Annotated in this window: 7 protein-coding genes; 3 read left to right on the top strand and 4 right to left on the bottom strand. The window is 67.3% G+C overall.

The features are described 5' to 3' along the window. Window positions 1-22 precede the first annotated feature (22 nt). Window positions 23-823: a dienelactone hydrolase family protein gene (locus ACE026_RS06125; RefSeq protein WP_486038366.1), complete on the bottom strand. Its 801-nt coding sequence runs from the start codon at window positions 821-823 to the stop codon at window positions 23-25. Window positions 824-1,051: 228 nt separating this feature from the next. Here ACE026_RS06125 and ACE026_RS06130 point away from each other — a divergent pair, with 228 nt between their 5' ends. Together ACE026_RS06130 and ACE026_RS06135 are read left to right on the top strand one after the other, a co-directional pair. Continuing rightward, the gene (locus ACE026_RS06130; RefSeq protein WP_486038367.1) at window positions 1,052-1,654 is read left to right on the top strand and encodes an SMI1/KNR4 family protein; all 603 of its coding nucleotides are present in this window, start codon (window positions 1,052-1,054) and stop codon (window positions 1,652-1,654) included. 367 nt (window positions 1,655-2,021) lie between these two features. Further along, window positions 2,022-2,618, top strand: a complete 597-nt coding sequence (locus tag ACE026_RS06135) for an SMI1/KNR4 family protein (RefSeq protein ID WP_486038368.1) — start codon at window positions 2,022-2,024, stop codon at window positions 2,616-2,618. Between the two features lie 144 nt (window positions 2,619-2,762). Here the strand turns inward: ACE026_RS06135 and murD are convergent, their stop codons facing one another. From murD to ACE026_RS06150, 3 genes are read right to left on the bottom strand one after another with little or no spacing between them, the layout of a single operon-like run. After that, window positions 2,763-4,172: a UDP-N-acetylmuramoyl-L-alanine--D-glutamate ligase gene (murD, locus tag ACE026_RS06140; RefSeq protein ID WP_486038369.1), complete on the bottom strand. Its 1,410-nt coding sequence runs from the start codon at window positions 4,170-4,172 to the stop codon at window positions 2,763-2,765. Beyond that, window positions 4,153-5,505 (bottom strand): UDP-N-acetyl-alpha-D-muramoyl-L-alanyl-L-glutamate epimerase, encoded by a 1,353-nt coding sequence (gene murL / locus ACE026_RS06145; RefSeq protein ID WP_486038370.1) that lies wholly within the window; start codon window positions 5,503-5,505, stop codon window positions 4,153-4,155. The genes murD and murL overlap by 20 nt, the downstream gene beginning before the upstream one ends. Before the next feature lie 33 nt (window positions 5,506-5,538). After that, complete coding sequence (locus tag ACE026_RS06150; protein ID WP_486038371.1) at window positions 5,539-8,142, bottom strand: bifunctional aspartate kinase/diaminopimelate decarboxylase; 2,604 nt, start codon at window positions 8,140-8,142, stop codon at window positions 5,539-5,541. Window positions 8,143-8,292: 150 nt separating this feature from the next. Here ACE026_RS06150 and ACE026_RS06155 point away from each other — a divergent pair, with 150 nt between their 5' ends. Then, entirely contained in the window at window positions 8,293-9,168 is an 876-nt protein-coding gene (locus ACE026_RS06155; protein ID WP_461770514.1) for a PhzF family phenazine biosynthesis protein, read from the top strand. Window positions 9,169-9,177: the final 9 nt, after the last annotated feature.

The raw sequence follows: 9,177 nt of genomic DNA on the forward strand, positions 1-9,177 counted from the left end.
CGTGCCGACCAACGGTCGGCACCTACCGGCGTGTCGTCTCGAACCGCTCCTCGAAGAACTCATCCAGCGCCTTCCACGCGCGCTTGGCCGCGCGTTCGTTGTACTGGCACCCCGGCGGACTGTTCGCATCCGACTCGGCAAAGCAGTGCACCGCGCCGCTGTAGTTGGTGAACTCCCAGTCCACCTTCGCGGCGTTCATTTCCTGCTCGAAACTGGCGATGTCGTCCTTGCTGACGCTCTTGTCGTCGGCGCCATTGAGTACCAGTACGGAAGGATGGGTTCCACCGACCTCGGCCGGCAGCGGCGAGCCCAGCCCACCGTGCAGGCTGACCACACCGGCCAGCGGCGCACCGGCGCGTGCCATCTCCAGCACCGTGGTGCCGCCGAAGCAGAACCCGACCGCACCGATCCGGCTGGCATCCAGCGGTGCCTTGCCGGCCTGGGCCTTCAGTACCTCGATCGCCTTGAGCGCACGCGCCCGCAGCACAGGGCGGTCATTGCGCAGCTTGGTCGCCACCGGCCCGGCCTCGGCGTCGGTCTTCGGGCGCACGCCCTTGCCGTACACATCGGCCACCAGCACCACATAGTCATCGCCGGCCAGCTGCTTGGCCTTGGCGATGGCCGAATCGTTGACGCCTTTCCAGTTGGGCACCATCACGAGGCCCGGGCGTTTGTCGTTGTCACTGTCGTCATAGACCAGCACCCCGCTGAAGGTGGTGCCGTCCTGGGTCCACTCCACCGGCTTGGCCTGCATTGCCGCCAGCGCGGGCAGCGCCGTCATGCCCAACAGCACCGCCGCACCCCACCGCCATTGCTTGTTCATGCGTCTGCTCCTCGGGATAAGAACCCGCAGTGTAGAACGGGCGGGCGAACATCCCGTGTAGGGCGCGACGTTGCCCCGCAAGCACCGCTGGGGAAAGTTCGCATGTGTCATTTGCGACTTGGAAGGACAACGAGGACGCCAAGCAGGCAGGCCGATACGGCTCCCCTGACCGCGGAAGCCACACCAACCTGTCACCCTGTTCGTGCACTTGTGGAAGGATTTCCTGCTATGACGCTTGTCGATACATTCCTCTCTGGTCTCGTCCCGCGTCTGCTTGAAGACGAGGCCCCGATGTGGGCGTTGATCGACGGCGCGGCGGCCTCCGACCTGCACCGTCTGAGAGCACGCTGGCCACATGCCCCAGACAGTCTCGTGGAACTGATGAGCCGAGTCGATGGCACCCACTACCGCACCTACCGAAACGGCGTAGTCTGCGTCCTGATACTCGGTTCGGACATCGAGATGTACCCCTACTACCTGCGCTCGGTCGAACAGATCTTCGAAGACAGCGCGCAATGGGAACGCCAAGGAAAGAGCATCCGCTCGATTTATGGGAAATGGCTGGGCGAAGACGTCCATATCCTAGGTGCGGGAATTGATCCGGACCTGCCAGTGGAACAGCGCCTGTGCTTCTCACATTGCTTCAACAATGGTGGCACTTCCAAACTGTACTTGGATTTCGATCCCGCCCCCGGTGGCAACGTCGGCCAAGTGGTGCGCTACCTGCACGACCCGGACAGCTACCGGGTGATCGCGCCGAACTTCGATGTCTATCTGCAGCAGCTCATCGATGAGGATTACGCGTTCCTCAATGAGGAAGAGCTGGGATAGTATTCAGCCCCCCATGATCGCACCGGGGGCGCGACCTGCCAGTTAAGCGAAGCCGCGGGCGATGCAGCAGCGGGACAGGCGCGTACCTCGCGCAGATCAGCGCTAGCACGCAGGCGGAAACGCTCGGCATCAACCAGCGCCTGTGGGAGCGCGTGGGTGTCCTGGGCGTTGGCGCCCAGAGCACGATTTCTACCGGTGGCATGTCGCACGCCATCCGGGGCGCGATCATGCTGCCTACCAGCAGCACGGTGCGCCGCCGGGTAAAACTGAAGCACCACCGGGTTCGTATAGGGCGTGGTGCTATTTGAATTAACTACCCCCGTCCCTGTTATGGCAGGCTGGCCGGCCCCTGTGTATGGAACCCCTCATGAGCCTTGTCGATCGTTTCCTTTCCGGCCTGGTGCCGCGCCTGCCCGACGACGATGCGCGGATGTGGGCCTGGGTCGAAGGGGCCAGCGCGGCCGACCTGGCGCGCCTGCGCGAGCGCTGGCCGCAGGTGCCCGAGAGCCTGGTGGCGCTGCTGGCACGGGTCGATGGCACGCATTTCCGCACCTACCCGGGTGGCGAGGCGGTGCTGCTGATGCTGGGTTCGGATGTCGAGGAGGGGCATTACCCCTACTACCTGCGTTCGGTGGACCAGATATTCGAGGACAGCGCGCAGTGGGATGACAGCATCCGCTCGATCTACGAGGAATGGCTGGAGGAAGACCCCGAGATTCTCGGCGACGGCATCGATGCGGATCTGCCGATGGGCAAGCGCCTGTGCTTCTCGCACTGCATGAACAACGGTGGCACCTCGGTGCTGTACCTGGATTTCGATCCCGCGCCGGGCGGCACGGTCGGCCAGGTGGTGCGCTATCTGCACGATCCGGACAGCTATGCCGTGATCGCACCGGGTTTCGATGCGTACCTGCAGCAGCTCATCGACGGGAATTACGCGTTCATCGATGAAGAAGAAGCCTGATGCCTGCATCACCGGCGTAACCAGGGTGGATGACGTATCCCGCGTCGCCCCAGGGTAGAGCCACGCCATGCGTGGCTGCAGCATCCACGCCAACAGCTGCCACGCCAACAGCAGCCACGCATGGCGTGGCTCTACATCGACAGATCAGGCAATCCCGATGCCCGGGATCGCGGTGATCTGGTCCGGATCGAAGCCGGCCAGCTCGGCGAAGTGGCGGCCACGGGCGACGTAGTCGCGGTACACGCCATAGCTCGGCGCCCCCGGCGACATCAGCACCACCCCACCCTGCCCGCCCAGCGCCTTGGCCGCCAAGTCCATGGCCTCGGGCAGATCGGCAGCGGCATGCAGACCGAAACGGCCGGCATCGGCCAACGGCTGCAGCAGCGCGTGGATGCGCGGGCCGTTGGCGCCCATGGTGACGATCTCCACCGGCGGCACGTCGTGGGCCATGTGCGCGACGAACTCATGCCAGTCCAGGCCACGATCATGCCCGCCGACCAGCAGCGCGATGCGGCGACCGGCGAAGCATTCCAGCGCCGCCAGACTTGCGTGCGGCGTGGTGCTGATCGAATCGTTGACGAAGGTGATCCCCTCGCGCATGCCGATGGTCTGCAGGCGGTTGGGCAGCGGGCGGAAGTCCTGCACCGCCGGGGCCAGTGCCACCGCGTCCAGGCCCAGCGCCTCGATCGCCGCCAGCACCGCGCACAGGTTGCCGCGGTTGTGTCGGCCGGGCAGCGGCGTGTGTGAGGTGTCGAACACGGCCTGCTCGCCGCGATGCACGACATCACCACGCATGTGCCAGCCCTGAGGCTGATTGAACCAGATGACCTCGCTCTCCGGCAGCGTCACCCCTGCCAGGTGCGGGTCGGCCGCGTTCAGCACCGCGATCCGCGGCGCGGCCCCGGTGACCAGCTGCAGCTTGTCGTCGATGTAGCGCGCTTCGCTGCCGTGCCAATCCAGGTGCTCGGGGAACAGGTTCAGCACGATCGCGACCTGCGGGTGCGCGCCACTGCGCGCGACCTCGCCGGTCTGGTAGCTGGACAGTTCCACTGCCCAGTATTGCGGCGCCGGCTGCGGGGCCAGCACTTCCAGCAGCGGCAGGCCGATGTTGCCGATCAGCCCGGTGCGCGCGCCCGAGGCGCGCAGCAGATGCGCCAGCAGCGCGGTGGTGGTGCTCTTGCCCTTGGTGCCGGTCACGCACACGGTGTCGTGCACGATGCCGTCGGCAGCAGCCTTCTCGGCAAACCAGAGCGAGGTGCCGCCGATGAACTGCGTGCCCTGCGCGGTGGCGTGCAGGGCTGCCTCGCCATATGGACTGATACCCGGTGATTTGATCACCACCTCGAAGGCGGCCAGCGCCGCGCCGGTGACATCCGAACGAACCGTCAGCGCCCCCTGGGTTTCCTCACGGGCAGCGGCGGCCTCGGCCTCCGGGCAGAACAGGGTCAGCGGCAGCGACGGCAGCCGCTGCTGCAGGACGCGAAACGCGGCGCGCCCCTCACGTCCCCAGCCCCACAACGCAACGCGCTTGCCTTCAAGCTGCGAAATTCGCACGCAGACGCTCCCAGATCGCCGGCGGAATGCGGTGCTCGCCTTCCAGCGCCAGCAGCGGTTCGATCTGCAGTTCAGTGGCGTCCAGCTGCGGGCGGATCTCGTGGACGAAGCGCTTCACCAGCGCGTCTTCATTCCATTCCGGGCGCGCGGCCAGGGTCGCCATCGCCGCGCGGGATTCGCGGCCTTCCCCCACGCATTCGAACGGCTTGTGGTCCTGGAATTCCAGCAGCGCATCGAAGCCCGGGGCCTGCTCGATATCGTCGAGCAGGTTGCGGCCGAAGATGCCGACCAGGCGCATCTTGGGCATGAACGGGGCCAGCGCCAGGAACACGAAGTGGCACTTCGGGCAGACGCCGCACCAGCGGTTCACCGGGCGCTCGCCCAGGATGTGGAAATTGCGGTTGCAGCTGGAGAAATGCGCGTCGTAGAAGTCACTCTTGGCGAACTGTCGCGCCACTGCCAGCTCCGAGAGCGGGCGCAACAGCGAGTAGTAATGCAGGTCCGCCGCGACGTGCCGTTCCAGGTGCTCACCGAAGGCCTGTTCGAACGCCCAGCCCTTCGACCACTGGTGGTTGACCTCGCCGGTGCCCGGAATCTGGCTGCCATAGCTGGCCGAGCGTTCGTTGGAGAACACCACCTGGTCCACGCCCTGCAGCAGCGCGGCCAGCACCAGGATTGCCGAGTTCACCGCGGTGACCGGAATATGGCCGTTCCAGGCGCCCTGGCGGTTGAGCTCGAACAGCTCCGGCGCCAGCGTGCGGCCGATGTTGAGGATCGGCAGGCCGGTGCGCTCGGCGCAGGCACGGATCAGCTGCGAACCGCCAATCCACGTGACCGTTTCGGCGATACCCAGGCTGCGCAGCGCTTCGATGCTGACCAGCGAATCCTTGCCGCCGCCGATGGCGACCAGCGCGTGTTCGCGCAGGCCCAGCGCCGGTGCGGCGAAGGCCTCGCCCTGGACCGGCAGGCGGAAGCGGCCGCGCAGGTTCAGGCCATTGCGGTAGGCGAATTCGCCCAGGCCGTTGAGGTACACCGTCTCGACCAGCGCGGCGGTCGCCGCATCGATGGTGTAGCTGTCGATGTGCACCTGCTCGGGCACGCCGGCCTTGTAGTAGCTCACGCCGGCCATCAGGTGCAGCAGGCGCAGTGCGCGCTGCACCGCCTCGGCGCGGTCACCCTCGAGCACGAACGGCGCGCCCGGGATGGTCACCGTCTCGATCAGCTCCGGGCCGTCATCGAAGGCGTAGACCAGCTGCGCCACGCCGGTGTCCGCGGCGAAGTCGCAGCGGACGAAGCGGAAAACGGCAACCTGGTGTTTATCAAAAGCAGTCATGGTGTATCCGGTTTGGAAGGCGACAGGCAGCGGTCAAGGGCCATCATCGATGACGTCCTCGCGCGGCAGCTCGCGCTGGTTGTAGGTGTTGGCCATGACGTAGCCATACGCGCCGGCATCGGCGATCAGCATCACATCGTCCGGCGCGGTCGAGGCCGGCAGGCGGCGGCGCTTGCCGAACACGTCGCTGGATTCGCAGATCGGGCCGACCACATCGAACATCGCTTCGGAGTAGCCACTCAGGCGGCTGAGGTTCTCGATGTCATGCCAAGCGTCGTACAGCGCCGGACGCATCAGCGTGTTCATGCCCGCATCCAGACCGACGCGGCGGATGCCGTCCTTTTCCACCACCTGGGTGGCCCGCGCCAGCAGCACGCCGGACTCGGCCACCAGGTAGCGACCCGGCTCGATCGCCAAGCGGAATGCCGGGTGCACGGCCTTCACTTCGGCCAGGCCGATCGCCCAGGCCTCCAGATCGAACGGCTCGTCGTCGGCGCTGTACGGGATCGGCAGGCCACCGCCGATATCGATGGTCTCGATGCTGCCGATGCGGCGGGCGAACCCGGCCAGTTCATCGCACATCAGGCGCCAGTGCTGCGCGGTTTCCACGCCGCTGCCCAGGTGCGCATGCAGGCCGACCACGCGGGTGCCCAGCTCGCCGGCAATGCGGACAAACTCATCCACGCGGGCGATCGGCAGGCCGAACTTGGAGTCCTTGCCGCCGGTGCGGACCTTGGCATGGTGGCCTTCGCCACGGCCCAGATCCACGCGCAGCCACAGCTCGCGGTTGCTGAACAGTTCCGGCCAGCGCTGCAGCGCTTCCACGTTGTCCAGGGTAACGGTCACGCCCAGCGCGAACGCGGCATCGTACTCGGCATGCGGCGCGAAGCTGGGGGTGAACAGCACGCGCTTGGGTGACAGCGTCGGCAGCGTGTTGAACACGTGCTTGAGCTCGCCGTGCGACACGCACTCCAGGCCGAAGCCTTCCTGCTCCAGCACCTCCAGGATGGCCGGGTGCGAGTTGGCCTTGATCGCGTAGTAGCGCTGGTCGATCGCCTTGATCGCGTTCAGCGCGCGCGCACGCGCCCGCACCGTCGGCAGGTTGTAGACGTAACGCGGCGTACCGGCCTGGGCGAGCGTCAGCAGGTGCTCGCGCTGGCCCCGCCACCAGGCGGTTTCGCGCGGGCGGATGGTGCCGGCGATTTCGCGCCAGCGCGGGCCGAACACTTCGCCCTCTTCCACCGGCATTGCGCCGCTGTCGATCAGCTCGGCGTGCAGGATCGGCAGCAGGCCGTCCGCGTCCGCTTCGTCGATGACGAAGGTCAGGTTCAAGTCATTGGAGGACTGCGAAATCATGTGCACGCGTTCGCGGCCGAAGGTGGCCCACACGTCCGAGAGCTTGTGCAGCATCGAGCGCATGCCGCGGCCGACCAGGGTGATCGCCGCGCACGGCACGATGATCTTGACCTTGCAGATCTGCGACAAATCGGCCGACAGCGCGGCCAGCACATCGGTGCTGACCAGGTTTTCGGACGGGTCCAGCGAGACGGTCACGTTGGTTTCGGCCGAACCGATCAGGTCCACGGAGAGGCCATGCTTCTTGAACAGCCCGAACACGTCGGCCAGGAAGCCGACCTGCTGCCACATGCCGATGCCTTCCATCGAGACCAGCACGATGCCGTTGCGGCGGCTGATCGCCTTCACGCCCGGCACCGCCGCGGCATTGCCGTCGATGCTGGTGCCCGGCAGCTCGGGGCGCTCGGTATCCAGGATCGCCATCGGCACGCCGGCATCACGGCACGGCTTGATCGAACGCGGGTGCAGCACCTTGGCGCCGGTCGTCGCGATTTCCTGTGCTTCGTAATAGTCCAGGCGGGTCAGCAGGCGCGCGTCGGGCACGTCCTTCGGGTTGGCGCTGAACATGCCCGGCACATCGGTCCAGATCTCCACGCGGCTGGCACCGAGCAGCGCACCGAAGTACGCCGCCGAAGTATCCGAACCGCCGCGGCCGAGGATGGCGGTGCCACCATCGGCATGGCGGGAGATGAAGCCCTGGGTGATCAGCATGCGGGTCGGCTGGGCGCGGAAACGCACGGCCCAGTCCGCCTCGGCACGCCACTGGCAGTTCACCGACAGCCGCTGCGACCACTCGCTCTGGCTGGGTTGCGGCGGCAGTGCATCGAGCCACTCGCGCGCATCCATCCAGCCGAAATCCAGGCCACTGGCGCGCAGGTAGGCCGCACCGACGGTGGAGGACAGCAGTTCGCCCTGGCCCAGCACCTCGGCCTGCCACTCCAGCGGCCGACCGGCGGCACGCGGATCGTCCAGCAGCCCGGCCAGAGCGTCCAGCCGCACGTCCAGCGCGGTGGCGTCCAGCTCCAGCTCGGTCAGGAATTCGCGGTGGCGCGCGACCAGCGCGGCGATACGGTCGCGGCTGTCGGCGGCGCCATCGGCGATCGCGGTGAGTTCGTTGGTCACCCCGGACAGCGCCGATACCACCACCAGCACACGCGAGCCCGTTTCTTCCGCCCGTTTTTTCGCCAGTTTGCCGATGGTGTCCCAGCGGTGACGACGCGACACGGAGGTGCCGCCGAACTTCAGTACGATCCAGCGATCGACAAGGGGGGAAGCTGACATGGAGGTGGAGGTTTGGGTAGTGAGGGGGATCGCCCGGCACGCCGGGCCGAACCCCCGATTCTATGCCAAGCCTGCCCGTTGCAGGGGCCGGGCCCGCAATGCGGCCCCGGTTGGTAAGCTGCCCGCCCGTTTTTCGTTGAGCGCCCCGCCATGACCTCCCGTCGTTTCCTGCAGCTGGATGTGTTCTCGCCCTACCCCGGCGCCGGCAACCCGCTGGCCGTCGTGCTCGATGCACAGGGCCTGGACGAGACGGCGATGCAGGCCATCGCCCGCTGGACCCGGCTGCCGGAGACCACCTTCGTGTTCCCGCCTGCCGCCCCGGGCGCGAGCTACGGCATCCGCATGTTCAGCCCGCAGAAGGAAGTCCCGTTCGCCGGCCACCCCAGCGTGGGCACCGCCCATGCCGTGCTGGAGCTGGGCGTGGCCGCGCCGGTGGAGGGCGTGCTGGTCCAGGACGGCATTGCCGGGGCCCTGCCCCTACGCGTGGACGGCAGCGGTGACGCCCGCACCATCGCGATCCGTACCCCGCGCGCCGCGGTGGCCGAAGTGACCACTGCCGCCGACCCGCGCCTGCAGGCCGCGCTGGCGGGCTGGCCGCTGGGCAATCTGCCGCCGGCGCGCATGGCCGGTGGCCGCAGCTGGTGGGTGGTGGAACTCGCTGACGAGGCCGCCCTGCGCGCGCTCACCCCCGATTGGGATGCCGTGGCCACCTTGGCCGAGGCCACCGACAGCATGGGGGTCTTCGCCTATGCACGCAGCCAGGGCCAGGCATGGGATCTGGCGGTGCGTGCGTTCGTCGGCAACGGTCGCCGCTTTGAAGACGCCGCCTCCGGTGCGGCCAATGCGGTGTTGGCTGCCTGGCTGGACAGCCGCGATGCGCTGCCTGGCACCGCGCACGGCTATGTGGTCAGCCAGGGTCGCGAAGTGGGCCACGATGCGCGCCTGACCCTGCGCATCGATGACCATGGCGATGTCTGGTCCGGCGGCCAGGTGCAGACCGTCATCCGCGGCACGCTGGACTGGTAATCCCGGCGG

The organism is Stenotrophomonas sp. AGC87 (assembly GCF_057333975.1).

Excerpts from the sequence above, each read along its gene's own strand:
- murL (WP_486038370.1), bottom strand. The coding sequence starts at position 5,505 with ATGACTGCTTTTGATAAACACCAGGTTGCCGTTTTCCGCTTCGTCCGC.
- ACE026_RS06135 (WP_486038368.1), top strand. The coding sequence starts at position 2,022 with ATGAGCCTTGTCGATCGTTTCCTTTCCGGCCTGGTGCCGCGCCTGCCC.
- ACE026_RS06150 (WP_486038371.1), bottom strand. The coding sequence starts at position 8,142 with ATGTCAGCTTCCCCCCTTGTCGATCGCTGGATCGTACTGAAGTTCGGC.
- ACE026_RS06125 (WP_486038366.1), bottom strand. The coding sequence starts at position 823 with ATGAACAAGCAATGGCGGTGGGGTGCGGCGGTGCTGTTGGGCATGACG.
- ACE026_RS06155 (WP_461770514.1), top strand. The coding sequence starts at position 8,293 with ATGACCTCCCGTCGTTTCCTGCAGCTGGATGTGTTCTCGCCCTACCCC.
- ACE026_RS06130 (WP_486038367.1), top strand. The coding sequence starts at position 1,052 with ATGACGCTTGTCGATACATTCCTCTCTGGTCTCGTCCCGCGTCTGCTT.